The organism is Paenibacillus sp. A3M_27_13 (genome assembly GCF_024213315.1).
Taxonomy (GTDB): Bacteria; Bacillota; Bacilli; order Paenibacillales; family Paenibacillaceae; genus Paenibacillus; species Paenibacillus polymyxa_B.
Genome location: NZ_JANAVE010000002.1, coordinates 1,353,068 through 1,379,179, shown reverse-complemented (window position 1 = coordinate 1,379,179; position 26,112 = coordinate 1,353,068). Strand labels below are relative to the sequence as shown.

The 26,112-nt window shown below is 46.6% G+C and carries 23 protein-coding genes; 7 read left to right on the top strand and 16 right to left on the bottom strand.

Annotated features, from left to right (window positions below):
- The first annotated feature begins 209 nt into the window (after positions 1-209).
- On the top strand, positions 210-398 hold the full coding sequence (locus NLX82_RS12885; RefSeq protein ID WP_013370989.1) for a hypothetical protein: 189 nt from the start codon (positions 210-212) through the stop codon (positions 396-398).
- Positions 399-554: 156 nt separating this feature from the next.
- Here the strand turns inward: NLX82_RS12885 and NLX82_RS12880 are convergent, their stop codons facing one another.
- The 3 genes from NLX82_RS12880 to NLX82_RS12870 all read right to left on the bottom strand — a co-directional run bounded on the left by NLX82_RS12880 (position 555) and on the right by NLX82_RS12870 (position 2,808).
- Positions 555-878 carry an MGMT family protein gene (locus NLX82_RS12880; RefSeq protein ID WP_023988438.1) on the bottom strand — a complete coding sequence of 108 codons (324 nt, stop codon included), beginning with the start codon at positions 876-878 and terminating at the stop codon, positions 555-557.
- Positions 879-993: 115 nt separating this feature from the next.
- Positions 994-2,154: a rhamnogalacturonan acetylesterase gene (locus tag NLX82_RS12875; RefSeq protein WP_028542328.1), complete on the bottom strand. Its 1,161-nt coding sequence runs from the start codon at positions 2,152-2,154 to the stop codon at positions 994-996.
- A 231-nt stretch (positions 2,155-2,385) separates the two neighbouring features.
- Positions 2,386-2,808 (bottom strand): hypothetical protein, encoded by a 423-nt coding sequence (locus NLX82_RS12870; RefSeq protein WP_023988436.1) that lies wholly within the window; start codon positions 2,806-2,808, stop codon positions 2,386-2,388.
- Positions 2,809-2,977: 169 nt separating this feature from the next.
- Between NLX82_RS12870 and NLX82_RS12865 the strand changes: the two genes are divergently transcribed.
- From NLX82_RS12865 to NLX82_RS12850, 4 genes are all read left to right on the top strand, one after another.
- A complete protein-coding gene (locus tag NLX82_RS12865; protein ID WP_053325353.1) occupies positions 2,978-3,403 on the top strand; it encodes a CHRD domain-containing protein in 426 nt (141 codons plus the stop codon).
- A 318-nt stretch (positions 3,404-3,721) separates the two neighbouring features.
- The gene (locus NLX82_RS12860; protein ID WP_034095027.1) at positions 3,722-4,912 is read left to right on the top strand and encodes an acyltransferase; all 1,191 of its coding nucleotides are present in this window, start codon (positions 3,722-3,724) and stop codon (positions 4,910-4,912) included.
- A 110-nt stretch (positions 4,913-5,022) separates the two neighbouring features.
- Positions 5,023-5,724: a response regulator transcription factor gene (locus tag NLX82_RS12855; protein ID WP_023988433.1), complete on the top strand. Its 702-nt coding sequence runs from the start codon at positions 5,023-5,025 to the stop codon at positions 5,722-5,724.
- A 15-nt stretch (positions 5,725-5,739) separates the two neighbouring features.
- Positions 5,740-6,846, top strand: a complete 1,107-nt coding sequence (locus tag NLX82_RS12850) for a sensor histidine kinase (RefSeq protein WP_028542331.1) — start codon at positions 5,740-5,742, stop codon at positions 6,844-6,846.
- Positions 6,847-6,911: 65 nt separating this feature from the next.
- Here the strand turns inward: NLX82_RS12850 and NLX82_RS12845 are convergent, their stop codons facing one another.
- From NLX82_RS12845 to NLX82_RS12825, 5 genes are all read right to left on the bottom strand, one after another.
- Positions 6,912-8,348 carry a glycoside hydrolase family 1 protein gene (locus NLX82_RS12845; RefSeq protein ID WP_069079677.1) on the bottom strand — a complete coding sequence of 479 codons (1,437 nt, stop codon included), beginning with the start codon at positions 8,346-8,348 and terminating at the stop codon, positions 6,912-6,914.
- Positions 8,349-8,367: 19 nt separating this feature from the next.
- Positions 8,368-10,257 (bottom strand): beta-glucoside-specific PTS transporter subunit IIABC, encoded by a 1,890-nt coding sequence (locus NLX82_RS12840; RefSeq protein ID WP_069079676.1) that lies wholly within the window; start codon positions 10,255-10,257, stop codon positions 8,368-8,370.
- Positions 10,258-10,374: 117 nt separating this feature from the next.
- Positions 10,375-11,217: a BglG family transcription antiterminator LicT gene (gene licT / locus NLX82_RS12835; RefSeq protein WP_023988429.1), complete on the bottom strand. Its 843-nt coding sequence runs from the start codon at positions 11,215-11,217 to the stop codon at positions 10,375-10,377.
- A 262-nt stretch (positions 11,218-11,479) separates the two neighbouring features.
- Entirely contained in the window at positions 11,480-12,331 is an 852-nt protein-coding gene (locus NLX82_RS12830) for a DMT family transporter (RefSeq protein ID WP_053325351.1), read from the bottom strand.
- Between the two features lie 17 nt (positions 12,332-12,348).
- Positions 12,349-13,812, bottom strand: a complete 1,464-nt coding sequence (locus NLX82_RS12825) for a glycoside hydrolase family 1 protein (protein WP_028542334.1) — start codon at positions 13,810-13,812, stop codon at positions 12,349-12,351.
- Positions 13,813-13,966: 154 nt separating this feature from the next.
- Here NLX82_RS12825 and NLX82_RS12820 point away from each other — a divergent pair, with 154 nt between their 5' ends.
- On the top strand, positions 13,967-14,944 hold the full coding sequence (locus tag NLX82_RS12820; RefSeq protein WP_068940816.1) for a LacI family DNA-binding transcriptional regulator: 978 nt from the start codon (positions 13,967-13,969) through the stop codon (positions 14,942-14,944).
- A gap of 12 nt (positions 14,945-14,956) precedes the next feature.
- Here NLX82_RS12820 and NLX82_RS12815 read toward each other — a convergent pair whose 3' ends face one another.
- From NLX82_RS12815 to NLX82_RS12780, 8 genes are all read right to left on the bottom strand, one after another.
- Positions 14,957-15,712: a LutC/YkgG family protein gene (locus tag NLX82_RS12815; RefSeq protein WP_254348182.1), complete on the bottom strand. Its 756-nt coding sequence runs from the start codon at positions 15,710-15,712 to the stop codon at positions 14,957-14,959.
- Positions 15,705-17,225 carry a LutB/LldF family L-lactate oxidation iron-sulfur protein gene (locus NLX82_RS12810; protein WP_053325349.1) on the bottom strand — a complete coding sequence of 507 codons (1,521 nt, stop codon included), beginning with the start codon at positions 17,223-17,225 and terminating at the stop codon, positions 15,705-15,707. The genes NLX82_RS12815 and NLX82_RS12810 overlap by 8 nt, the downstream gene beginning before the upstream one ends.
- Positions 17,222-17,950, bottom strand: coding sequence for a (Fe-S)-binding protein (locus tag NLX82_RS12805; RefSeq protein WP_025724218.1), 729 nt, complete (start codon positions 17,948-17,950; stop codon positions 17,222-17,224). Before NLX82_RS12805 ends, NLX82_RS12810 begins: the two co-directional genes overlap by 4 nt.
- A gap of 268 nt (positions 17,951-18,218) precedes the next feature.
- Positions 18,219-18,977, bottom strand: coding sequence for a DeoR/GlpR family DNA-binding transcription regulator (locus NLX82_RS12800; RefSeq protein ID WP_023988422.1), 759 nt, complete (start codon positions 18,975-18,977; stop codon positions 18,219-18,221).
- A 20-nt stretch (positions 18,978-18,997) separates the two neighbouring features.
- A complete protein-coding gene (gene rhaB, locus NLX82_RS12795; protein WP_069079673.1) occupies positions 18,998-20,473 on the bottom strand; it encodes a rhamnulokinase in 1,476 nt (491 codons plus the stop codon).
- Positions 20,470-21,690 carry an L-rhamnose isomerase gene (gene rhaI / locus NLX82_RS12790; protein ID WP_025724216.1) on the bottom strand — a complete coding sequence of 407 codons (1,221 nt, stop codon included), beginning with the start codon at positions 21,688-21,690 and terminating at the stop codon, positions 20,470-20,472. Before rhaI ends, rhaB begins: the two co-directional genes overlap by 4 nt.
- 352 nt (positions 21,691-22,042) lie before the next feature.
- A complete protein-coding gene (locus NLX82_RS12785) occupies positions 22,043-24,112 on the bottom strand; it encodes a bifunctional rhamnulose-1-phosphate aldolase/short-chain dehydrogenase (RefSeq protein ID WP_028542340.1) in 2,070 nt (689 codons plus the stop codon).
- 263 nt (positions 24,113-24,375) lie between these two features.
- A complete protein-coding gene (locus NLX82_RS12780) occupies positions 24,376-25,389 on the bottom strand; it encodes an LLM class flavin-dependent oxidoreductase (RefSeq protein WP_075154139.1) in 1,014 nt (337 codons plus the stop codon).
- Between the two features lie 239 nt (positions 25,390-25,628).
- On the opposite strand from NLX82_RS12780, the gene NLX82_RS12775 reads away from it, so the two are divergent.
- Positions 25,629-26,111: an RrF2 family transcriptional regulator gene (locus NLX82_RS12775; protein WP_023988417.1), complete on the top strand. Its 483-nt coding sequence runs from the start codon at positions 25,629-25,631 to the stop codon at positions 26,109-26,111.
- Position 26,112: the final 1 nt, after the last annotated feature.

Genomic DNA, 26,112 nt, shown 5'->3' with positions numbered 1-26,112 from the left:
CAAGGTGTCAAAACAATACATTTTTGTAACCTTTACTTCCTGATTACTCGCTTTATACTACTTTTCGTCCAATGAGATATTGATTCAACCTATTTTTACCTGAACTTTACCTAATTTTCAGCTAATTTTAAGGAAACCAACAGCATCTATTAAGGTTTGGAACATATACTAGAGAAAGAATAACAGCCGCTCACTGGGAGGGTTAATAGATGATAAAAGAATCTCGCATGACAACCACTAACGAACCGTCTGATTTGTGGATGACCCGCTTTTTACGTGAATCAGAACAAAAAAAGAAACAACTGATCCGGGAAGCCCGGAAAAATAACGATATACCGCTGATGAACAGCATTTCTTTTCACCTTGCCCAACGGGATCAGCAGCATCTTATCGGATAAAATGACAAGTGAATCTTATGCTATAAATAACAGATTACCTCTAGTTATCCGCTTCGTATGCTAGATGAAAAAAATCCGGGACAAATCGATAATTGATTTGTCCCGGATTTTTGTGATCATCAAATCTAATATAAAACCGCATAGCTTGTTCCGTTCCTATTCTTCCATCTCCGCCTGCGGATCATAGAGATATTGATCGAGTGGAATACGCCCGCTTTCATTAAAACGTATGCCTTCCTCCTCCAAGTACAGACGCTGCAGGGATGCGGACTCATCCTCCTGCAAAGCAATCTCCCCCAAACGGTTGACTACTCTATGCCAAGGAAGTCGGTGTTTTTGGCTCAATGTATGCAAAATTCGCACCACCTGTCTGGCACCTCTTGGGCTTCCGGCCTCTGCCGCAATTTGACCGTAAGTCATTACTTTTCCCTCAGGGATCAACAGTATAATTTGAAGCACACGGGCAGTGAAAGGCTGCATGTTCTAATTCCTCCGTATTACTATTGCTTTTTCAATAATTATAGCACCCTGAACAGAGGCTAAAAACCCCTGCTCCTACGAATGTAAGAAGCAGGGGAAAACCCATCGTTTAAATTTAGAATCCGCTCAGACCCTGCCTTTTTAAATCCTGTGCTACCAATCGGGCCAGTTCCCTTGCACCTTCATAGTTTGGATGGAGTGTATCGCCGTTCATATACAAGGCCAGTGTAGCGTCTTTACCAATAGAAGTGAAATAAGCTGAGCTAAGAACATTCAGGTCGACTAAAGGCGTTTGTTCCTCTTGAGCCAGTGCCAAAATAGCGCTTCTATACCATCTATTTTCTGCGTTGTGTACATTGTTAGCATTAAAGTCAGTCGCTCGTCCTTGCGGAGTTGACAGGATTACCGTCGCCCCTTTAGCCTTAACCTGCCGAATCATATCCTTCATCCAGTCCTTAAACTCGGCTTCGCTTTCGTTATGCTTTGGATTGGTGTCATTGATGCCCAATTGGAGAATAAAATAATCCCCCGGCTTAATATATTGGACGATGGCCTCCAACTGACCGTCCTGGTGGAAGCCTCTAGCAATTTGGCCTCCTGACGCCATATTGCGAATTTGAAAAGTATTCGTGTTCACAAACTCTGGCAGCAGTTGACCCCATCCCGCCTGTACGCTGCTATCTAGCGGATAATAGTTACAAACCGTAGAATCTCCACCGATATAAATCGTTCGATTCGTAACCGGATTGCTAGATAATTGCCTGATTTCCAATGCACTGAGTGTGAAGACCGCGCCCTCTTTGCCTTCAGTAACCAGCAGATTTAGCTGTCCATCTGTCACTGGAATTTGAAAACGATCCTTGGCCCCATTCCCTGTCATATTAATGACCTGATACACCCCTTCAGCCGCAATACTCGAACGAGAGGTATCTCCTAAAGTAACCGACACCTCATACAAACCAGGAGGAAGATCAACGTCAAAAGTATTCTCGCTTTTCGTACCTGTAGCCAGGAACCGTACCGCATCACTTGCCACTCCAGTCCCCGAAGCGCTGACATTACGCATATTCTCAGGGGTACGAAAGCCATATCCACGTGCTGAGTCATAGGACAGCGAAGCACTCACACCGGTATAACCCGTTTCGACCGTACCTCCGCCAAAATCAAACTTGTACTCGCCAGCGGATGCATGTGCCGGCGTAGCTATGCCCATACCTGGTGCACCACATAAAAAAGCTGCTAAAAGCATACCAGTCAATCCTTTTTTCCATTTCATTCTTCATTCCTCCTTCAGATTTTTAAATGTACGAAGCAAAGAATATTTTATTTTTGTAAGCGCATACATAAAATTCTACCAATTGTTGCAGGGTTATGCCTATGTGATTATTATGCAAAAGAAAAGTAGTTTATTCGTTAAGCTAAAACTTGTACTTGTACACAAAAAAGCCTCGCAGTTACAACTGCGAAGCTTTATGAAGCAATATTTCTTCATATCAAAATCACTACATTAATCCGCAACCAAAATTCCGTCAAAGCTCTCTGGACCTACTCGTACTGTACCCAGCAGGTTAGAAGAAACAAAAGCTGTATAAACCAATTGTGGTGTAATCGGCGGGTTAAAGTCATCGGCTGAGAACGCAATAACCTGTGGAGCTAATAAACTCAAACTGAAAGTAGACGTAGCCGAATAAACAACAGGGTCAGTTACCAGGGTACCTCTTACAATAGTGATCGTTATTCCGACTAAAGCAAGCGGAAGTTGAAGCGATATGGTTCCTTTAAGCAGAACCCGTGGCGTACCTGTAGCTCCCAGTGTGTTTAATCCGATCTGCCCAAACAATTGAGGCGTATTTAAAAGAGTGATCGGAATGGCAATAGAGTTAGCTGTCGAAGCGTTTTGGGATGTTCTCCCATCAATAAATGTTCCCATGGTTTCCCCCTCCTCTCTCTACCAGATACTCATAGACTATGAAAAAGTTTGTTTTGTGCTTGGACTGAATATCTTGTAAAACACACAACTTCTGATGAATAGGCTATTGTGCAGCCCTTTTCCTGGCCCTGTGAATACACTAAACCAACACTGGGAAAGGAGGGATGTCATGTCTAATAAGTTTAGAGCCACCTTAAGGGGGGCTAATGAAGTGCCTCCTGTCAGAACAAATGCGACAGGAACAGCCGAATTTCGTTACCGTCCAACGAGCCAACAATTAAGCTTTGAACTGACTGTACGCAATATCTCACGGGTAACCGAAGCGCATATTCATCTGGGACGAAGAGGTGAAAATGGCCCTGTTGTTGCTACACTGTTTGGTCCTTCGAAGTTTGGGATAACCGTTAGAAGAGGCGTCGTTACCGGCGTGCTACGTGCATGTGATCTTACCGGTCCGCTCAGAGGCAGAACCATTTATGATTTGGTGTGCCAAATCAGAGAGGGCAATGCTTACGTCAATGTCCACACCATCCGTCATCCGAACGGTGCCATTCGTGGACAAATTAGACGCGCACCTATCAAACGCTGCAAATAACGAATGATCATGAGTATAAAAAAGAACTTCCATGCCACTCATTTTGAGGCTATGGAAGTTCTTTTTAATTCAGGATTTTGCAAAATTCGATTCCAGTCGCTCCGAAGTGCAAGATATAGACGGACTAAACCATTTCAATCTATATCTTGTTCATTGGAAGTCGCTTATGGGATTTTTGCAAAATCCTCAATTCTTAACAAAAGTTAAGAAGTTCATAAGCGTTTCTTAAGCCCTTCCCTTCAGGGTTGTTAAGAACTTTATCTTTTAATAGAAAGAGTTCAACAAGATACAGTTCACTCCTGAAAGGAAATGAAGCTTATGAAGCCTAAGACCAAAGAAAAAATTCCCGAATTGCAGTTGGTCAGAGCCATGGCGATTTTAGCCGTCTTGATGGTACATGCCACTTCTTATGCAACGGTTCAGCTTACAAATTCCAGTCTTTATGTTGTATACAATGCGCTCAATGTGTTGATGAAGTATGGAACCCCCGTATTTATCGCGCTTAGCAGCATGGTACTGTTCTACAACTACAAGGATCGTCCGATGGGACGACAGCTCTTAAGCCGCTTTTATAAGCAGAGATTGCTGTACATCCTCTTACCTTACGTCATGTTCTCTCTATTTTATTTCATCCTGTCCCTTATGGCTGGCAGCTCCGAACCATGGAATATAATCACACTTGCGAAAAGCTTTGCTCTGAAGCTGGCCACAGGCAAAGCGTATACTCATTTATATTATATTTTTATCATGATGCAATTCTATCTTGCATTTCCATTCGTACTGTGGCTGTTCCAGCGTTGTCGGCAACTTCCACAATGGTCTATTGTCCTTGGGCTGTTGGTACAGTGGTCATTTGTTATTGGAAATAAATTTCTATTTCAGGTTCAAAATAAGGGCAGTTGGGCACTGTCTTATATAGCTTGCTACATGCTGGGTGCTGCTCTCGGTTACTACTACCCACAGCTGAGAACGTGGTTTCTGATGCGTAAGGGGGAACGAAGTGTTGCCGGTGTGTTGACATGGATCGCAATTTGGGCTTTATGGCTGATTTCAGCCACCATGCATGTCTATATGTGGTACGAAAATAGAATGTACGGAATCTCGTACAATTCGCTAGTTTTTGAACTTATGTATAATATGTACAGCCTGTCTAGCACTCTGGTAATACTACAGATTTCCTTTTTAATGTACAGACGACAAGATTCCTTTGTCACTCGCAAACTGGAACGTCTGGGCACGCTGTCCTTTGGTGTGTATCTGATTCATCCGTTCTTCCTGCTCCTGTATCGGCAGTTTTCACCACATATCGGTTCTCCGCAGCTTATTCATGCGTGGTATGCCGGAGGTTTTTTCTTTGCACTTCTTTGCTCTTGGCTCGTCGTGTCGATCATCTCCCGTTTCCTGCCATTTGCTTGGATCTTGTTCGGTCAACTACCAGAAATAGAAAAAAGACAATTCAAGCAAGAAAACCGTATTTCTTCAACTGAAACAGCACTATCCAAAGGCTGACGACCCCAAGCAAGCGAACTGAGATGAGTGTCCATAGCCTCCATCTTTAAAAAGGTATATAATACGCCCATATTGTATACTGCTGGAAAGAACAGAAAGGGTGCACAACCATGCATAACGGAACCATTTTATTAGTAGACGATGAACCTGAAATTATTAAGCTGATGCAAATTTATTTGGAAAATGAAGGATATCGACTGCTTATGGCACGAGACGGACTGGAAGCGCTGGAGCAAGTCAGTCGGGAATCGATAGATGTGATGGTGCTTGATGTGATGATGCCCAATATGGACGGGGTTGAAGCTTGCATGAAGATCAGAGAAACCGAGCATTTTCCGATTATTATGTTGTCTGCGAAGGGACAAGATATGGACAAAATCACAGGACTCAGCGTTGGAGCCGATGATTATGTCACTAAGCCGTTCAGCCCGTTGGAGCTGGTGGCACGCATCAAATCCCAGCTGCGCAGAGTACGGAAATATACCCACTCCTCCCCTGCATTGGAGCATGAAATGATACTGGATGAACTCTCCATTAATTCTGCTACGCATGAGGTCACTCTCGCCGGAGAATCCATTAAGCTGACCCCGCGTGAATTTGCCATTGTCGAGCTGTTGGCACGTAATCGTGGTCAAGTGCTGAGCATGGAGCAGATCTATGAAAAAGTGTGGAAGGAGCAATATCTGGAATCCAACAACACGCTGATGGTTCATGTGCGTAAAATTCGCGAGAAAATTGAGGCTGATCCGAGAAAACCTAAATACCTGAAAACGGTGTGGGGAATCGGCTACAAAATGGAAAAATTCGATTAATGGAGGATTCACGTCTTGAAGGCAAAACGATATGACACATTGGGATGGAAGCTGGCAGCCCTTAGCCTTGCCGCCTTCACTTTAACCGGACTGATTTTGATGGTGTTTTATTATGGAGCATCTTTGCTACTATGGCTGAACCCTTCCCGTTCATTTTTTGGCACTCGTCTAATTCGCTGGACCGTGAATCATATTGGGTCCCCACTCATCATGCTGATTGGAGGGCTGCCTTTATATATTTATTTCTTTTTCCTTTTTACCAAAAATACGATTGGCTATCTTCGCGAAATTACGACGGGGATGCAGGAGTTTGCTGATGGAGATCTGTCCTATACGATCCCTGTGTCTTCAGCGGACGAGCTGGGTACCTTGGCGAAAAATATGAACACCATGGCGGACAAGCTCCGTCTCTCACTGGAAGAAGAACGGGCTTCCGCCAAAGCCAAAAACGACCTGATCACCGGCGTATCTCATGATCTTCGTACCCCGCTAACATCCGTGATCGGTTTTTTGGAATATATTGAAACCGACCGCTATCGGGATGAAATTGAGCTGCGCTATTATGTGAACATTGCTTATGAAAAGTCATTGACGCTTAAAAAGCTGATCGATGAGCTGTTTGAATACACGCGTGTGAGCGGTGGCAGTCTGCCACTGGAGCTGGAGCCTGTAGATCTCGGCAAATTGCTTACCCAGCTTGCTGAGGAATTTGTACCCTCGCTGGAACAGGCGGACATGTCCTACCGTGTCCGAATCGTCGAGCCTGTTCGGATTCTAGCCGATACCGACGAGCTGGTACGCCTGTATGAAAATTTGTTTTCCAACGCTATTCGATACGGAAAAGACGGCAAACGCCTCGATATCACCATAGGACGCGAAGACGACGAGGCGGTGGTAATCTGCACTAACTACGGCACCCCAATTCCTGCGGAAGATGTCCCGCACTTGTTTGAGCGGTTTTACCGGGTGGACAAATCACGTTCCAAGGAAACCGGAGGCACCGGACTGGGCCTTGCGATTACAAAAAGTATTACCGAGCTGCATGATGGCCGCATTTCGGTTAGGAGCAATCGCAGACAAACAGATTTTGAAACCCGTTTTCCCCTCTACTCCTACACATAAACAAACGAACCAGCCAAAGATTGTATCTCTGGCCGGTTCATTTCTGACTTTTATTTAATACAGGACTATTTTCCTTTATTTTGTTCAAATAATACTTCCCCATTGGATTCAATAATCTTTTGGTACCAGTAGAAGCTGTTCTTTTTTCTTCTTTCCAGCGTACCCGTACCATCGTTGTTTTTGTCTACATAGATAAAGCCGTACCTTTTTTTCATTTCTCCCGTTCCCGCACTGACAATGTCGATTGGACCCCACCAGGTATAGCCGAGCACTTCGCAGCCATCCTCAATAGCTTCATGCAGCTGGATCAGATGCTTGTTCAGATAGTCTACCCGCTCGGGATCATGAATTGAACCGTCTTCCAAAATTTCATCATGACTGCCGTAGCCGTTCTCTACAACAAACAGAGGTTTCTGATATCGGTCGTACATCTCATTACACACATAGCGGAAGCCCTTCGGATCAATTGGCCATCCCCATGGCGTTTTTTCCAAATAGGAATTGTCGAGTCCCATAATTCCCCCTGTGTTGCCCAAGATGGGCATACCTGCTTTATGTGTCGTACTTCGATAATAGCTAAATCCTAAATAATCCGCTGTATGCTCCCGCAGTAATTGTTCATCTCCGGGCTCCATTTGGAGCATGATGTTATGCTCTTTCCATATCCGTTTCGCATAGCTTGGATAATAGCCTCTAAGGATCACATCCGAATAAAATAAGGATCTTCTTCTCAGCTCATAGGCTTCAAACACATCGTCCGGATTACAGGTATTCGGATAGATCGGACTCAGGGATAACATAGCGCCCATCATCGCTCCTGGGATAATTTCATGACACAGTTTAGTAGCCAGGGCACTGGCAACGAAAACATGGTGACTAGCCTGATAAATAGTCGGCAGTTTGTGCTCATCGTCTTGAACAACAATGCCTCCTGCCGCCAAAGGAATGGTATGGAAATGGTTGATTTCGTTGAAGTTCATCCAATATTTCACTTTGTTTTTATAACGTTTGAAGACAACTTCCGCATACTTTACATAGAATCCAATCAGCTCGCGGCTTTTCCAGCCTTCGTATTTGCGAATCAGATTCAGAGGTAGCTCAAAGTGAGAAATGGTGATGACCGGCTCAATTCCATACTTCAGTAGCTCATCAAACAGATCATCGTAAAATTGCAGCCCTTTTTCATTTGGCTCGGCATCATCCCCATTCGGAAAGATTCGGGACCATGCAATGGAAGTCCGAAAGCATTTCATGCCCATTTCGGCGAACAGGGCGATATCTTCTTTATAACGATGGTAAAAATCAATCGCTTCATGGCTGGCGTAGTACTTGTTTTCATCAATCGTATCATCAAACGTCCCGCCTACTATTCCTCCCCGAAATGCATCGCTGATTGCTGGCCCTTTACCATCCTCGTTCCATGCCCCTTCAGCTTGATTCGCTGCTATAGCACCACCCCATAGAAAATTCTCAGGAAAACTTTTGGCTATTTGTGCTGTCATAACTCATTTCCTCCTTTATTTAATGTACAGTGAGCAAAATACTTTGCAAATCTACGGATTTTTGCTGTGTCTGGGTAACCTTTTGGTAAGCAGTGCTGTTGGTAACAATAATTGGAGTGGTCAGGTCATAACCGGCTGCCTGGATTTTCGGAATATCAAATTCAAGCAGCAAATCGCCTCGTTCAATCCGTTGCCCTTGTTCTACATGCTTCGTGAAATAGCTGCCTTTCAGCTTAACCGTATCTAGTCCCACATGAATTAACAGATCCAGATGGTTATCTGAGGTGATGGCTATCGCATGGCCGGTTCGAAATACGAGCGAGACAACCCCGGAAACCGGTGAATATACCTTTCCTTCACTCGGTAGAATGGCTATTCCTTGACCCATCGCTTCTGTAGAGAACGCAGGATCAGGAACCTCATGAAGCGGAACAATTTGGCCATGGATAGGCGCATAGACATTCTCGGTGACTTCGGTATGTCCAGGTTCAGTTTGTAAGGCAGGCTCGGATTTTTCTGCTTCCGTCTTTCCTGTCTCCGCATCCGTTGCCCCGTTTCCTTCATTAAAGCCCAGAATATAAGTCAATAAGGTAGTAACCACAAATGAAATGATGATACTAATCAAATAAAAAGCAATTGTATTCGTAAAGAATGCCGGAATAGTAGTTATTGCCGGGAACACATAAGCAAGCACGGTCGTTTGGAAATGTCCGGCAATGGCCCCTCCGATCATTCCCCCGATGACGGCGGCAATCATTGGTCTTTTCAGCTTCACGGACAATCCGTAAACGATAGGTTCTGTAATACCAGCGAACAGTGAAGGGAAAATAGATGACAGTGCGTAAGCTTTCAGCTTTTTGTCTTTGGCTTTCAGAAAGACCCCAAGAGCGACACCGGATTGGGCGAAGGTCGCAGAAGCCATCATAGGTCGAATCGTATCAAACCCTTTGAGGGAAAGATTGTTGATCATCGCAGGTGCAATCCCCCAGTGTAAACCAAACATCACTAGGAAGGTCCAGCCGCCTCCCAGAATGGCTCCAGTCAAGAGACCGCTTTGCGTACTCAAAAATTCAATACCATCCGCAATACCTTTACCGGTGTACACTCCCAGTGGACCGATCACAATGGCGGTAAGCGGAACCATAATTAATAAGGAAACAAGCGGGACCATAAACAATTCAATGCTTTTCGGAACCACCCGCTTCAGAAACCGTTCCAGATATGAATACAGCCAAATGGCTAAAATTGCTGGAATAATGGATGTCGTATAACTCATCAGGACAACGGGAATGTGGATAAAGGAAGCAATATCCCCCGTGTTTTCCATCAGCTTGGTGAAGTTAGGCTCCAGCAGAGCGGCCATAATGGCAGCAGATACGATAGGCTGGGTCTTGAATGTTCTCGAAGCTGAAAACGCCAACATCAGTGGCAGGAAGAAAAATACGCCGTTGCCTGCGGCAGCAAGGATAGCATAGGTACTGGAGGCACTGTCCAACCACTCTAACTGTGTAAGAATAACCAGGATAGCTTTCAGCATCCCTGCACCAGCCAAAGCAGGTACAATCGGCTGGAAGATAGAGCTCATGACGGTAAAAGCACGACTGATGAAATTACCTTCCTTTGCATTATCCTCTTTCTTTTCGTTGCCGCTTTTTACCTGAAGGTTATAGTTCTTCGCAATCGTATCATAAACCTCGTTAACATGATTGCCGATCACCACCTGGTACTGCCCTCCGCTTTCTATCACGGAAATGACACTGTCGGAATTTTCCAAAGCCTGTTTATTGGCTTTTTGCTTATCCTTAAGTGTAAATCTCAGACGGGTCATACAATGGTACAGATCACGTATATTTTCTTCTCCGCCTACATTAGTTACAATGAATTTCGCTAATTCATCATGTTTGCTCATAATGCCTGCCTCCAATGTTCTCTGGTTGATATAAAAAAAACCTGAGTAATCCCCGATACCAAAATGCAATTTAGTATCGAAATCACTCAGGTAATGCCCACGAATGGTAACACCCTGTTAGTTTTCAGTTCTGTTGACCAATCTGGAAATGTGAATCATAAGATACATCATTTCATCATTGGTTAATTTCTGCTCAAACTGCTTATTCACATACACCCCTATTTTTTGTACACATCTGTGCTCTTCTGGAAATTTGATTTTCAGGTCTTCGAACAAATTCATGTACTGCGGGTCTGCCGATTCGTGGGCAAAAAGCCGCTGGGCAAAAAATTTAAGATGGGTTACAAAACGGTTGTAATTCCATGAATCTTCATCAATCTCGACATTGAAGTGGTATTTTACAATATCCATAATATCCTTGATGACTTTTGACGTTTTTAGCGTCAGATCAAGCTTCTGGTTATCCAGGCGGGCGTTGACGAAATGCAGGGCAATAAACCCAGCTTCATTCTCATCGAACGTGATGTTGATCCTGTTACGAATCATCTCCAGCGCGTGTTTTCCGATCGCGAATTCTTCGCGATAAAACCGCTTGATCTCCCAAAGAAATCGGTTTTCAATCGGTGTTCCCCGTTCATGCCGTTGGATGGCGAATGAAATGTGGTCGATCAGGGCTAGGTAAATATAGTCACTAATGTCTCCAGCCAATCTCGGTCTGGCATACTCCACGATTTCATCCGCGATTTCAATACATTCCATCTTCACATCTTTCAGCAAATCCGCCAGCTTCGCGGATAAATCCTGAGTTTTGACTACAAACAGCTTCGTGATTTTCCGCTCATCAATGGTATCCCCCGGTTTCAGGTTGAATGCGATTCCATTTCCTGTCGCAATGACCTCTTGGGCGTCCTCTTCCTCTGCTAAAACGACATTGTTGTTAAGCGCTTTCTTCAAAATCATGCGACCACCTGCTTTTATTTACTGGAAGGCCATTTTTTAAAGAGACTCTGTTAAAAAATGTGCATACACTAAAAAACCTGAACAGAATACCGCTTCATAGACGTTATCGCCCATTTACCGGAACTCCATTCAGGTTATGCCTAAAATAGTAACACCCTGAAAATTATGAGATTCATTTTTGTAATCGTTTTCTTGGCTTCATTATAATAGAGTTTCTTTTTTTCTGTCAACCCTTTATTAAAAAAAGCCTTCCATCCGCTTACTACGGCTTCGGAGTCCCTGAACGATTCACAATCCAGATGCCCGCCAGTACTAAGAAAATGCCAAGCAAGGTAGCCGCTTTGAGCGCCTCGTGAAGAAAGATCCAGCCGGACACAACACCAATGATAGGAACCAGCAACAGCGTAACAGAAGCTTTACTAGCTTCCATTCTAGTGAGAATATGAGTCCACAGCAGGAATGCAAGAGCAGACGCCACAATGCCGGAAAATAAGATATAAAAGATCGACGCAGCGCTAAAGTTCGGCTCCCATCTCTCAAACAACAGGGAGTACAATAACAATCCGAGCGCACCGAACGCCATCTGCCAGGTCGTGAACTGGGTTTTATCGCAATGCTGGAGCTTGAGCTTGATAATCAGGTTCGAAAGTGCCCAAGCAATCGCTGAACTCACCCCAAGCAGCATGGCCCACAAATTGCCGCCCAAATGAATGTCCATAGCAAATAATAGCCCCAGGACCCCTGTAGCAATTCCAATCGTTTTGCGTGTATTCAGCCGCTCACCTGGAATCATAAAATGAGCCATAATGGATAAAAACAGCGGCATGCTGTACGTAAGCACGGAGGTTAAGCCCGCATTAATGTAGTTCAGGGATATCTGAATCGCAATATTAAAATAGGTAGTCTGGAGAATCCCGCAGAGTATATACCATTTTATCGTGTGCCTGTCAGGGTTCGGAACCCGTTTCCACATCAGAATTCCGAACAGAAGTAGCGTCCCTGTGAGAAACCGGAGAGCCGCAAATTGAACAGGTTCAAAGGCTCCATTGCCCAATTTCATGATGACAAAATTAAAGCCCCAGATCAGGCATAAGAGCAGGCTCAAGCCTTTCATGCATCATACGCCTCCGTTTAGAGCACTTCTCCGCCCGATTCAATCACTTTTTTATACCAGTCAAAGCTTTTTTTCTTGTAGCGGTTCAGTGTTCCGTTGCCCAGATCATCCTGGTCGACGTAGACGAAGCCGTATCTCTTGGATGCCTGTGAGGTCGAAGCACTGATCATGTCGATGGGACCCCAGGCGGTGTAGCCGAACAGGTCCACTCCATCCTCAATGGCTTCCCTCATTTGCTCGATATGTTTTTTCAGATAGTCGATACGGTAATCATCGTTAATGGTCCCGTCAGGATTCATTTGATCTGTCGCACCCACGCCGTTTTCTGAAATGAACAGTGGCTTTTGATAGCGGTCATACAGGTTATTCAACGCATAACGTAATCCTTTAGGATCAATCTGCCATCCCCACTCGGACTGCTCCAGGTAAGGATTCTTCACGCCACCAATCAGATTTCCGCTTGCTTTGGCATGCTGATCGGCAGTGGCACTGGCATTGTTGGACATATAGTAGCTCAGGGACACGAAGTCCACGAGGTTATCTCGCAAGATTTCATCGTCGCCAGGTTCTTTATGCAGAACAACACCCTTTTCTTTGAACATACGTGCGGTATAGGACGGATAATACCCTCTAGCTTGTACATCACTGAAAAAGAAGGACACTCGTTCTTCCTTTTGGCATTCAAGCACATCATCCGGATTGCAAGTATTCGGATAAAGCAACAGATAGCTGATCATACACCCAATCTGGGAGTTCGGTATAATCTCATGACAGGCTTTGACTGCCAGCGCGCTAGCTATAAACTGATGATGGGCAGATTGATACTTGTCCTGCTCCAGATTCGGGTGATTCTCTTCAATGATCCCCGCGCTGACAAACGGATGGTGTTTGACACAGTTCATTTCGTTAAACGTAATCCAGTACTTTACTCTATCCTTGTAACGGGTAAATACAGTCTCGGCAAAACGGACGAAAAATTCAATCAGTTTCCGGTTTTTCCAGCCACCATATTCGGTGACAAGATACAAAGGCATATCGTAATGGGTCAGCGAGATGACAGGTTCAATTCCTTTGGCCAGCAGGGCATCAAAAACCTTGTCATAGAATTGCAGCCCTTTCTCATTGGGTTCTGTCTCGTCGCCATTCGGGAAAATACGTGTCCAGGAAATGGAAGTGCGGAAGCATTTAAAACCCATTTCGGCCAGCAGATTAATATCTTCTTCATAACGGTGATAGAAATCATTTCCCCGACGTTTTGGATAATTTTTGGTGCTGTTTGGGTCCAATGCTTCCTTGACCTGCGCATGGGTCATCATATGCCACTGATCCAGCCAATGCTTTTTGTCGAGTGCTGGATCAAAGGTAAATACATCAGAAATCGAGAGTCCTCTTCCATCTACGTTGTAAGCCCCTTCAATCTGCATGGCAGCGGCTGCCCCGCCCCATAGAAAGTTCTTGGGAAAACCTTTTGCCTGTTCCATGTTGCATTCCTCCAAGTAGGTTATAATTTGTGAAGAAGTATGCGGAACCCATGTCCTTCAAATGCATCCCGGATTGCTGCATACGCTTTATGCTTTCATGCTACAATCTGGGATGCATTCCAGGTCAAGAACTAAATTTTTGGAGTTGAATGTCATGCATAATATAAAAAGAATTGCTGAAATTGCGGGGGTATCGACAAGTACCGTATCTCGAGTGCTTAATCATCATCCATATGTCAGTGAAGCAACGCGGACCAGGGTGATGGAAGTCATTCGGGAACTGGATTATATTCCGAATATTAATGCGGTGCAGTTGAAAGTAGGCCGTACCAAGGTTATTGGGATCATGACCCCAACGATTAACAATTATTACATGCAAATCATCAAGGGAGTATCCAATGCGGGTAAAGAGCAAGATTATCAGGTTTTGATCTACCAGACGGAGGAAAATCAGGATTTGGAAAGCGCGGCGTTAGAGCTTTTGAGGCAGAAAAAAGTGGACGGGATCGTCATTTTACGGCGTATGCTGGATTGGTCTGCTGTGAGGCATTACACCAAGTATGGGCCGATTGTGACCTGCGAGCCATTAAAAAATAAAGAGATTTCATCCATTTATCTCGATCATTATGAAGGATTTCGGATTGGATTAGAGCATTTGGCCGAGCTGGGATTTAGAAAAATCGCCTGCACCGTAGGCAGAAAAAACAGCGTAAACAGCCAAAGAAGACTCCAGGCCTATTATGACCTGCTCGCGGCAAGGAAGCTGCCAGTGAATGAGGAATGGTTGCTCAGTGGTATCCATACGGTGCAGGACGGAATGCGAGCGTTCGCCAAGCTGGAGTCTTTAAAGGAACGTCCCCATGCCATCATGACAACCAATGATTTGGTGGCATGCGGTATTATCTCAGCTGCTCGTAGTAAAGGGTGGAAGGTTCCAGGAGATTTAGCAGTGGTCGGCTTTGAAGCTGACGAAAGTCAGGTAGCCGACGCCATGGGACTGACCAATATTACGAACCCATTGCAGCGAATCGGACAGGAAATGTTCCGTACATTATATCAGCAATTGAACGGACAGCCTTTGGAGCCAGCCTCCCTTGCTTTTGAATTGAAGGTCCGCCAGTCTACCTGCTAATCCATCTACAAACTAACCAATCAACAGTGTATAGACGATACCCGGCCCGTGTACACCGATCGTCAGATCATTTTCAATATCCGACGAGCGGCTCGGTCCAGTAATAAAATGAATGCCTGCGGGCAGTTGCTCACGCCCGGCTTTGTCAAAATGGCTTAGAATTTCGCCCAGCCGTGTTCGCAAGCGCTCTACTGGCAGAAGAATGATCAGTACAGTTGGCAAAAGGCTGACCGCACGGCCTTTCTCCGGCGAGGATAGCACCGCTACCGAACCGGTGTAAGCAGCCGCTTCGTCGGCGATGACGATGCCGATATCCGCCTCGGCGGCGCGGGCCTTCCAATCCTCGACTGGATCGGTGTTCCACACCGATAAACGGACTTCCGGCAGCGCCAATTCCAGCTGGAGCGCATCCAGGTCCGGCTCATTCTGCCGGACGATATAGGCCGCTCCCAGCTCTCGCGCTTTGTGCGCGATCCAGTCTGCGGTCTGCTCCAAATCCGACAGACGCACGACATGCCCGCCAACACTTGTAAAGTTGGCGGTGAACTCTTCGATGCGCTGCTCCGCGCTCCATTCGAATTCGTGCCAAAATGCAGGTGCCCCGCGAAACGGCTGAACTGGCGGTTCCGTTTGTCGTGGACGCTTGAGCCGCGTCGCGATGTCGTCCATAAAGCGTACCTGCTTGGCACGGGATTCTGCTTCCATTTGATGAAGCCACGTTTCATGGGCCGCTTTTGCTTGCGCAGAAGGATTACTCTGTTCACTCATGCTGCGTCCCTCCTTTACTTCTATCTGCCAAAATCTTCTCCATTCGACTGAGAACATCCGGCTGCATCACATTGCGTTCCTGCTCCAGCTTATGCTCCAGCGTGTTCCATTGCTGACGGAAGGATTTTTTCGCCAAAGAGGGAGCCACACGGTACGTATTCCATCCCTTTAGGGGGCCCAGCTTTAGGGTAATTTCGCCCTTACGAACGACCGCTTTCTGAGCAATCTGCCCTAGCCGAATCGCCGCTGCGAATCGCTTCGAGCTGGAAACCACGGTCGCAAAACCTTTCATTCCTACTGTTTCCAGCTTATCTCCTTGTCCCGCCTCTACCTTACGTCTACGCAAATATACCAGCATATCATGCAGCGGTATTTTGACCGGACAGGCTTCATAACACGCACCACACAGACTGGATGCACTCGCAATATCGTTCCACTCTTCGATGTTGCCATGAAGGGCAGGCGTAAGCACTGCACCGATAGGGCCACTATATGTCCCGCCATACGCATGCCCGCCAATGTGTCGGTACACTGGACAGGCATTCAGGCAAGCCCCACAGCGAATGCAATTCAGCAACTCTTGAAACTCGGGATTGCCTAGCTGTAGTGAACGTCCGTTATCTACGATGATGATGTGCATTTCGTCAGGCCCATCGGCATCTTGGCTGCGCCGAGGGCCTGAAATACCAGACATGTACATGGTCAGCTTCTGTCCAGTAGCGGATCGTGGCAGTAATGTAGCCATCACCTCCAAATCCGTCCAGGATGGAATAATCCGTTCCATGCCCATCAGCGTAATTTGCGTTTTGGGCAAAGTGGATACCATTCGTGCGTTGCCTTCATTTTCAAACAGGACCATGGAGCCTGTCTCGGCGATGGCAAAATTACACCCGGTCATGCCAATATCCGCTTCTAGAAACTTCTCACGCAGCTTTTTGCGGACAAAGCCCGCCAAAATCGTCGTATCCGCGGACAATTTCTCCCCTGCTTCTTTGGATAACAGCTCGGCAATCTGATAACGGTTTTTGTGAATCGCCGGAATGACGATATGAGACGGGGGCTCTCCTGCCAGTTGAATAATATACTCACCGAGGTCACTTTCAATCGTCTCGATACCCGCACCCTCCAGCGCCTGATTCAAATGCAACTCCTCCGACACCATCGACTTGGATTTGACGACGGAGCGGGCTTGGCTATGCGCAGCAATATCCAGTGTAATACGTACGGCATCGGCTGCTGTATCGGCAAAATGAATATGCACCCCGTTGGCACGGGCATTTTCTACAAATAGATTTAAATAATAGTCCAGATGGGCAATGGTATGCAGACGAATTTGACGGCCCCGTTCACGCCATTCCTCCCAATTTCCGTGCTGTTCTGAAGCCACCCGCTTGCCGTTGCGCAGCCGCTCCGTAGTGAAACGAACTGCATTCCGCAGAAAATCATCATTTAGGGCCAGCTCTGCGCGTTTTTTGACCTTTTGGTTCATGGAATGTGAGTGTACGGCGGTCATGCGTGCTTCACCCCTTCGTACAGCAGCTCAGCCAGATGCATCACCCGAACTGGCTCCTCCCGATACCGAAGATTTCCAGCAATGTTCATCAAGCAGGCCATATCTAGTCCGACCAGTACCTCGGCTTCGGTCTCCCTGATGTGGTCCACTTTTTCAGTCACCATCGCTCCCGAAATATCCGGCATTTTCACCGCGAAAGTCCCGCCAAAGCCACAGCAGTCCTCAGCAAAGGGAAGTGGTACTAATTGCAGCCCCTTTACACTGCCAAGCAGCTTCATCGGTTCCTCCTTCACGCCGAGCAAACGTGTGCCATGGCAAGACGGATGGTAGGTTACCGTATGCGGAAAAGACGCGCCCACATCGGTCACGCCAAGCACCTGCACCATAAATTGCGTAAACTCATACGTCTTTTGCTCCAGCCTCCGTGCCGAATCGAGCCATTCGGGTTCATCCTTAAACAACTCCGGGTAATGATGAATCATATATGTGCACGAGCCGGAAGGAGATACGACAAAATCGCTGTCGTTAAACGCTTTCAAAATCGTTTTAGCCGCAACCCTCGTTTCATCCCAATAGCCGCTGTTATAGGATGGCTGTCCGCAGCATGTCTGTATCTTCGGAAAATCCAGCTGAACACCATATCTGACAAGCAAGCGTGCCATCGCTTCCCCTACCTTGGGATAAATCGCATCACTCAGGCAGGTTATAAATAAAGATACCTTCATACGGAACACCCTTCCGTCCATGGAATAGCTATTACTTTATAACTGAAAGGTTACCTATAGTGCCGCTGCGCAGTCAGATGGTGCTTCCCATCGCTGTTGCCCCCAGATTCTTTACTCAATGCTAAAAATCCGGGGGAAGTGATACTTTAGAAGCTTGCAGTGGGATTCTCACTTATAACTTTTTTACATCATCAAAGAATCCCACTGCAATAGCGATCGTAAGACCAAATGAAACGCAAAGCAGCCTTCACCTTGGAAATTCCCCGCTTCACACAACCGTAACTGGAATAGCCAGCTCCGCAAGTTGACTGCGAATCGGGTCCGACAACCGCGAATCCGTAATAATCTCGGATACCTGCGACAGGTTCACGACATGCGTAAACGCCTGTTGCCCAAATTTGCTCGCATCCGCCAGTAAAATCACACGGTCTGCAATGCTGACCATTTTCTGCTTCAAACGTGCTTGCAGTTCATTCGATTCACTAATACCGCGATCCAGATGAACCCCCTGGCTGGAGAAAAACAATTTATCCACATAATAGGTTTCTAGTGAACGCTCTGCGAGCGGGCCTACAAATGACAGCGAGCGTTGAAGCAACTGCCCCCCTGTCGAAATAACCTCGATTTTTTCCTTACCCGCCAGCTCTGTAGCTACCCGAATTGAATTTGTTAATATTGTCAAAGGAATATCCGGTAAACTTGACGCCATATACCAGGCGGTTGTGCTGGCATCCAGCAAAATACGATCATTCGGCTGAATCTGCTTGACCGCTTCCTCGGCAATCCTACGCTTTTCCTCTGCGTTCATAATTTCCCGTACCGCATAGGGCGTTTCAGGCTGCTCGTTTTTGACACTGACCGCTCCCCCATGCGAACGGCGCAGTCGTCCCGCCTGCTCCAGGCGGTCCAGATCACGGCGGATCGTTTCTTCCGTTACTTTGCACAACTCACTCAATTCGGACACCCGTATGCTTCCTTTTTCATTAACGAGCTGCACAATCATCTCATATCTTTCTGCGACCAGCATGGCAATCTCACTCCACATCTTTAATGTACAAAAAGTCCCGCCACCCGCCGGAATTGCCCGTAGGCATCCTCCCACGCTTCTGACTCGGCAGGTTCATATTCCTCCACGGAAATAGAATCCGCGATGACCCGGCGTGCTTCCCATATATCGGCGAACTTTCCCTGTGTCATCCATTGTACCGCAAGATTGCCGATTGCGCTCGCTTCTGCAGGTCCCGCCCACACTGGTTTTTGAATCGAATTGGCTGTCCATTGGCACAGCAAGCGATTTTGAATCCCTCCTCCGACCATATGCAAACCATTAAACCGTTGTCCTGACACCTGCTCCGTAAGCTCCAAAATGTAACGGTACTTTAACGCCAGACTCTCCAAAACACAGCGCGTGATTTCTCCCGGCGTCTCGGGCAATGGCTGCCCGGTGTTGCGGCAATATTGGCGAATACGTGTTTTCATATCCCCGGCGTGCAGAAACAGTTCATCGTCCGGGTCAATCAAAGAAGTGAATGCTGGAGCCTGTTCTGCCATATGAACCAGTTCGGGGAAGGAATAGGAGTATCCCTGCCGCTCCCATTCTCTGCGCGCCTCCTGTAAAATCCACAAGCCCATAATGTTTTTAAGCAGCCTGTAAGTTCGACCGACCCCACCTTCGTTCGTAAAATTAAAACGAAGCGTATCGTCATTGATTACAGGCTGTGCCGTTTCCGTTCCCATCAGGGACCATGTTCCGCAGCTCAAGTACGCAAACGAGTGCTCCAGCGCAGGCACGGCAGCCACAGCAGATCCCGTATCGTGCTCTGCTACTGCAATTACAGGAATCGCCCCAATACCCAGATCGGTCATGACCGACGAGCGGATAGTTCCTGCAACATTTCCTGGCTCCAGTACCTCACCAAACCAGGAACGGGGAATATTGATTCCAGACAAAAGCTCATCATCCCATTTTTGCTGCAACGGATTATATAATTGCGTGCTGGTCGCATTCGAAAACTCATTGTACATTTCACCTGTCAGAAAATACCGCAGCAGATCTGGAATCATCAAGAAATGCTTTGCCTGCTCCAGCAACGGTGAACTCGTATTTCGCATAGCAGCCAGCTGATAAATCGTGTTAAACGTCAAAAACTGAATGCCTGTACGCTGAAAAATGAAGTCTTTTCCCAGCCGTTCCTGTATTTCTTCCATCACCCCGTGGGTGTGCCAATCCCGATAATGATAAGGGTTCCCCAGCAATTCTCCGGTTTTCCCAATTAATCCAAAATCGACCGCCCAGGAGTCAATCGCAAGACTGGACGGATTCACTCCCATATGCTTGGCTTTGAGCAATCCTTGCTGAACCTCGTGATGCAGACGCAACAGATCCCAGTGCAGACGCTCCCCAACCTTGACCGGATCATTCGAAAAGCGATGAATTTCCTCCACCACTATACGTGAATCTGTCAATTCTCCGAGTAGAACCCTGCCGCTGCTTGCTCCCAAATCATAAGCGAGGATGCTCACCAGCTTGCACCACCCTTGCCTCTTTGCAAAATCTGCGTGCCATACTCAGACGCTAAATAGGCTTTCATCGGGTCTGCCGGTAACCCTTGCTCTTCACGGATCGCTCTGAGCAATGGTGCCACATCGAACTCAAACGCTTGGCGCACGGCATCCTCCGCACCCAGCACATCCTGGCGACTCGCCGCTTCCTCCACCTCTGCATGATTGATCAGAAGTGCCTTCGCATATTGAGTCTGCACATTCAGCACCGAGCGAATCATCGCCGGAATTTTGGGTTCAATATTGTGCGATTGGTCGATCAAATAAGCAATTTTATCGACGGTATGGCGAATATCCGCATCCACATCCTGAGCCGCATTCAAAATCTGATAAAAAATCAAGAACAGTTCATACGGATTCGCGGAGCCCACGATCAGATCATCATCCGCATATTTGTAGCTATTAAAATGAAAACCACCTAATCGCTTCTCATCAATTAGAAACGCGACAATATGCTCCACGTTGGCTCCCGGCAGATGATGCCCTGTATCCACCAGCACCTGTGCCTGCGGCCCCAGCTTGGTTGCGAAATTGTACGCCATGCCCCAATCGGCAATATCCGTATGGTAAAAGGCTGGCTCGAACGCCTTGTATTCAATCAACATGCGCATGTCAGGAGTAAGCGCCTTATACATTTCACTGAGCGCTTCCAGCATCCAATTTTTCCGTTTGCGAATGTCTCCCTGACCGGGATAATTCGTTCCATCTGCGAACCATAAGCTAAAATCGTTAGAGCCCGTTTCCTTCGCAATATCCACGCATTCCAGCAAATGGTTGATGGCCTTGCGGCGGATGGCCGGGTCTACATTGGTGACACTGCCGAGCATGTAGTCCTCGTCTTGAAACAGATTGGGATTCACGGCCCCAATCTGTAGTCCCAAGCTTTCGGCATGACTGCGAAGCTTGCCGTAATTGTCTACTGTATCCCACGGAATGTGGATCGCAACGGATGGACATAGGCCTGTCACGGCATGAACTTGCGCGGCATCCTCCAACTTTTCGAACGGGTCACGCGGCACGCCTGTTTTCTGAAAGACTTTAAATCGTGTACCTGAGTCACCATATCCCCAGGATGGTGTTTCTATGCTAAGCGCTTTCAGCTTTGCCTTTACTTGCTCCAGGTCAATGCCCCGTTGTTGCTGTTGCTCCTCGAATAAGGCGTACGCTTTGTCACTCATCGTGGTTCCTCCTTGGAAAATGAAGTGAGTTACGGGAGGCCGCTTCGCGTGCGGATTGTTCTTCCGATCGCTGTTGCAACGGGATTTTTCATTTTATAACACATGATAAGGTTAAAATCCCGTTGCAAAGGCAAACACATCGTTTCTTCAGAACAATTCCGCCCGCTCTGCTGCTGACCACCCATAAAGTCACTTCTATATTTAAAGTGTTAGTGTGTATAAGCCCTTCGAAACTATCGTCATGTGGCTTGGTTTAGTGAAATAGATTAGTACATTAAATTAGTTCATTATAATCCTAAGTGTTGAGCCGTTGAAATGAGTCTATCGCTTACATAGGTTCATTTTAATTCGGCTAGCGTGTAAATGCTGCGGGAACGCCACCGTCGATGGTCAGCATACAACCTGTCGTTTTCTCTGCCTTGGACGAGGCGAAAAAGGCAATGCCCTCGGCGATATCCTGCGGGTAAATGTTGACCAGCAACGTCGTCCGTTTGCGGTAATGTTCCTCCAGCTGGTCGGGCTCAATCCCGTAGGCGGCAGCGCGCTCGTTGCGCCAATTGGAGTTCCAGATTGCCGAGCCTTGCAGAATGGCATCCGGCAAAATGGTGTTCACACGGATACCATATTCACCGCCTTCTGCGGCAATACAACGGGCTAAATGCGCTTCCAGCGCCTTGACCGAGCTGTAGGCTGTTACATTTTTTCCTGCGTAGACCGAGTTTTTGGAACCGACGAACACCATGCTGCCGCCAAGTGTCTGCTCCTTCATGAGCTTGAACGCTTCTCGTGCAACCAGAAAATAACCCGTTCCCAGCACATTCACATTTAAATTCCATTCCTTTAACGATGTTTCATCGAACGGACTGGATGTAGCAAGCCCTGCATTGTTGACGATGATATCTACACCGCCATAGGTCAATGCCGTTTCTGCATAGGCAGCCTGAATTTGCTCCTCCAGCGTCACATCCATTTTTACGGCGATGGCACGATTTTCTCCGTAGCTGCTATTTATCTCTGCGGCTACCTTTTGCGCGCCTTCTAGATTCAGATCTGCCAGTACGACATGTGCGCCTTCATCCACCAAACGACGTGCGGTTGCACTGCCAATTCCGCCTGCACCGCCTGTAATGAACGCAATTTTACGGGAAAATTCAGCTTCTGCTGGCGCGAGTGACAGCTTATAAAGCTCCAGCGGCCAATATTCCACGTTATATGACTCGTTCTCGCTGAGTGAAACAAACTCTCCTAACGCCGTTGCTCCTCGCATGACAGCAATAGCCCGATGATACAAGGCGCCGCTTACCTGCGCGTTGCTCCAGCTTTTTCCTGTGTTGATCATACCAATACCCGGAATCAAAATTACACGTGGCGCAGCCTCAAACATAACATCTCCCTCATGCCGATTGCGCTCGAAATAAGCTTGATACTGCTCCTTATAGGCTGCTATACCCTCGGCAAGCTTAACTTTCAAGCCCTCTACATCCTCCACATCCGGTGTCCAATCTACATAGAGTGGCTTCATCTTGGTATGGACCAGATGATCCGGGCACGCAGCCCCGACCTGGGATAAAGCAGCAGAATCCCTGCCGTTCACAAACTCCAACACATCCTCCGCGTCATCAAAGGTGAGGATCATCTTTTTCTCATCACTGACTGCACCACGGACGGATGGCATGACCTGGGATGCAATGCTGCGGCGTTCTTTATAAGTAAGCGCTTTATATTTTGTGCCTCCAAATGCCTGCTTTTCCTCTTGACGAGCTTTAATATAGCTTTCTGCTTCTTGAATGATTTCGATTGTTTTCGCATAAGCCGCTTCGGATGTCTCTCCCCACGTAACCAGACCATGCTTTTCCATCAATACCAATTCAGCTTGTGGATGATCGAGTACACCTTGGGCAATCATTTTCGATAGCTTAAAGCCAGGACGGATATAAGGCACCCATACAAAACGGTCACCGAAAATTTCCTTAGCGATTTCCTTGCCGTTGTGCGCACAGCACAAGCTAATAATCGCGTCCGGGTGTGTATGATCCACATGTCTAAAAGGCAGAAAAGCATGCAATAGCGTCTCAATTGAAGCCCGTGGATGCTTGGCATCTATCATACAGTTCGCCAAATATGCGACCATATCCTCGTCAGACATATCTTCCCTTTCAAATAAAGGACGAATATCCTCCATACGAAGCCCTGTGAAGTTATGCGCTTTCATTGTTGCGAGATCGGAACCGCTGCCCTTAACGTACATCACTTCTACTTCACGCCCACGAAAATCTTGTATCATCGTTTTGGCCGAAGTGTTGCCGCCTCCCCAGTTGCACACACTCCTATCTGTGCCAATCAGGTTAGAACGGTATACGAGCTGTTCCAGCGTGCTTTTCTGCTCAGATGCTTGTGAAGAAATCCACAGACTTTGTACCATAGGAAAAAGACCTCCAAGTTTAGTTTTAGTTTTGAAAGGCTTTATTAAAGTGGTTATTCTTTGTTTATGGAGACTATAACACTTTTGTTTTAATTTGAAAATAAGTAATACAAAAATAATCAAAAATAAATTTTAATTTTTACCCATCTATAAAACGGATATATTCATTGTAAAACGATCATTTCCACGCAGAAAATAAAGGCCATGTCAGAATCGGTTATAAGAACCTTTCTGGCACAGCCTCATTTGTTTAACTCATCTAATTACCCAACTATACGCATCACTTTGGCTAGCAGCTCGTACGAGCGCAGGCGCGCTTGATGGTCATATACCTGAGAGGTTGTAATCAGCTCATTGGCTCTCGTCTGGTCGATTATCAAATCCATCTTTTGCTTGACGGTGTCAGGACTGCCGATGGCTGAATACCCCAGCATATTACCACGAACCATCTCCTTCTCGTGCTCACTCCAAAGCTTTTCCATGTCATCCACTGGTGGCTTCAGTCCTCCGCTGTGCCCGCGCAGCACATTTAGAAACTGCTGTTCTTGTGAAGTAAAGAGCCATTTTGCTTCCTCATCAGAATCTGCAACAAGCACATTAACACCGACCATCACATATGGCTTATCCAGTGCTTTGGATGGCCGAAAATTGCGATGATACAACTCTAAAGCCTGTAGCAAATGAGCCGGGGCAAAGTGGCTGGCGAACGCGAACGGCAACCCAAGCTGACCTGCCAGCTGTGCGCTGAATCCGCTTGATCCCAGTAACCAGATGGGAATGTCCAGCCCCTCTCCAGGAATCGCTCTTACTCCCGGAACGGCTCCGTTTAGCGCTGGATTCAGGTAAGAACGCAGCTCATTCAATTGCTCGGGGAAATCTTCCCCAGTACTGTGAAGCCCTCGCCGCAGTGCCCTCATCGCGGGTTGATCCGTGCCTGGAGCCCGGCCAAGTCCCAGATCAATTCGTCCCGGATAGAGCGACTCTAGGGTTCCAAACTGCTCTGCAATCATGAGTGGAGCATGGTTAGCCAGCATGATACCGCCTGAACCGACCCGAATCTTGTTTGTATGTGCAGCTACATGCCCGATGATCACGGACGTAGCCGCACTAGCGACCGCCTGCATATTATGATGCTCCGTTAGCCAGTACCGATGGTACCCCCATTGTTCAGCATGCTGGGCAAGATCCACCGTGTCGCGGAAGGAATCGGCAGGAGTGCCGCCTTCAATGACAGGTGCAAGATCTAATATAGATAGTGCAACGTTACGCGTAGTCATTATATATAAACCCCCTGTCAAAATATTATTTTACATATTTCCCTCAACGTCTTAATTCTTTGACCCATCAATTGATACGTCAATTATGATAATGTGTTCCGTTATGAATTGCAAATGATTTAAATTTTTAGTTTTTATCAAAAAACAGTTTACTTTTATAATAAGCTCATCTATTATGCAATATATGTGGATAATGTTTATCCACATTAGCCTGGTTATAAATATTGAGGTGATTGCTAGTGCATATGAAAACAGGTGTCGAACAATCTGTCTACGCTCTTCTTCTACTCACGATGCTGCCGGACAAAGCCGTTTTACCTGGGGAGGCCATCAGCCAGCAGTTAGGTGCTTCACCTACTTATTTTCATAAACTGTTACGAAAATTGGTTAGCTCCGATTTGATTACTTCTGTACCTGGTGTCAAGGGCGGGTTCAAATTAAAGAAAAAACCTGAGGATATACGGGTATTTGATATTTATCTAGCGATTGAGGGACAACAAACCCTGTATTCTTCCAGTGGTATATACAACGAAATGCTTGAATTAAAGAAAGACGATCAGTGTTGTTTACTGGCAAATTTGATGGAAGAAGCGGAAGCCTCCTGGAAGGCCGTTCTGAAAAGAGAAACCATCGCGTCACTATCCGCTGACTTTTTTAAAGAAGGATATGATGACAAAATTACTTCTTTGGAGAACTGGATTCAGGAAAAAATGGTCTTGTAAA

Excerpts from the sequence above, each read along its gene's own strand:
- NLX82_RS12885 (WP_013370989.1), top strand. The coding sequence starts at position 210 with ATGATAAAAGAATCTCGCATGACAACCACTAACGAACCGTCTGATTTG.
- NLX82_RS12880 (WP_023988438.1), bottom strand. The coding sequence starts at position 878 with ATGCAGCCTTTCACTGCCCGTGTGCTTCAAATTATACTGTTGATCCCT.
- NLX82_RS12875 (WP_028542328.1), bottom strand. The coding sequence starts at position 2,154 with ATGAAATGGAAAAAAGGATTGACTGGTATGCTTTTAGCAGCTTTTTTA.
- NLX82_RS12870 (WP_023988436.1), bottom strand. The coding sequence starts at position 2,808 with ATGGGAACATTTATTGATGGGAGAACATCCCAAAACGCTTCGACAGCT.
- NLX82_RS12865 (WP_053325353.1), top strand. The coding sequence starts at position 2,978 with ATGTCTAATAAGTTTAGAGCCACCTTAAGGGGGGCTAATGAAGTGCCT.
- NLX82_RS12860 (WP_034095027.1), top strand. The coding sequence starts at position 3,722 with ATGAAGCCTAAGACCAAAGAAAAAATTCCCGAATTGCAGTTGGTCAGA.
- NLX82_RS12855 (WP_023988433.1), top strand. The coding sequence starts at position 5,023 with ATGCATAACGGAACCATTTTATTAGTAGACGATGAACCTGAAATTATT.
- NLX82_RS12845 (WP_069079677.1), bottom strand. The coding sequence starts at position 8,348 with ATGACAGCACAAATAGCCAAAAGTTTTCCTGAGAATTTTCTATGGGGT.
- NLX82_RS12840 (WP_069079676.1), bottom strand. The coding sequence starts at position 10,257 with ATGAGCAAACATGATGAATTAGCGAAATTCATTGTAACTAATGTAGGC.
- licT (WP_023988429.1), bottom strand. The coding sequence starts at position 11,217 with ATGATTTTGAAGAAAGCGCTTAACAACAATGTCGTTTTAGCAGAGGAA.
- NLX82_RS12830 (WP_053325351.1), bottom strand. The coding sequence starts at position 12,331 with ATGAAAGGCTTGAGCCTGCTCTTATGCCTGATCTGGGGCTTTAATTTT.
- NLX82_RS12825 (WP_028542334.1), bottom strand. The coding sequence starts at position 13,812 with ATGGAACAGGCAAAAGGTTTTCCCAAGAACTTTCTATGGGGCGGGGCA.
- NLX82_RS12820 (WP_068940816.1), top strand. The coding sequence starts at position 13,967 with ATGCATAATATAAAAAGAATTGCTGAAATTGCGGGGGTATCGACAAGT.
- NLX82_RS12815 (WP_254348182.1), bottom strand. The coding sequence starts at position 15,712 with ATGAGTGAACAGAGTAATCCTTCTGCGCAAGCAAAAGCGGCCCATGAA.
- NLX82_RS12810 (WP_053325349.1), bottom strand. The coding sequence starts at position 17,225 with ATGACCGCCGTACACTCACATTCCATGAACCAAAAGGTCAAAAAACGC.
- NLX82_RS12805 (WP_025724218.1), bottom strand. The coding sequence starts at position 17,950 with ATGAAGGTATCTTTATTTATAACCTGCCTGAGTGATGCGATTTATCCC.
- NLX82_RS12800 (WP_023988422.1), bottom strand. The coding sequence starts at position 18,977 with ATGCTGGTCGCAGAAAGATATGAGATGATTGTGCAGCTCGTTAATGAA.
- rhaI (WP_025724216.1), bottom strand. The coding sequence starts at position 21,690 with ATGAGTGACAAAGCGTACGCCTTATTCGAGGAGCAACAGCAACAACGG.
- NLX82_RS12785 (WP_028542340.1), bottom strand. The coding sequence starts at position 24,112 with ATGGTACAAAGTCTGTGGATTTCTTCACAAGCATCTGAGCAGAAAAGC.
- NLX82_RS12780 (WP_075154139.1), bottom strand. The coding sequence starts at position 25,389 with ATGACTACGCGTAACGTTGCACTATCTATATTAGATCTTGCACCTGTC.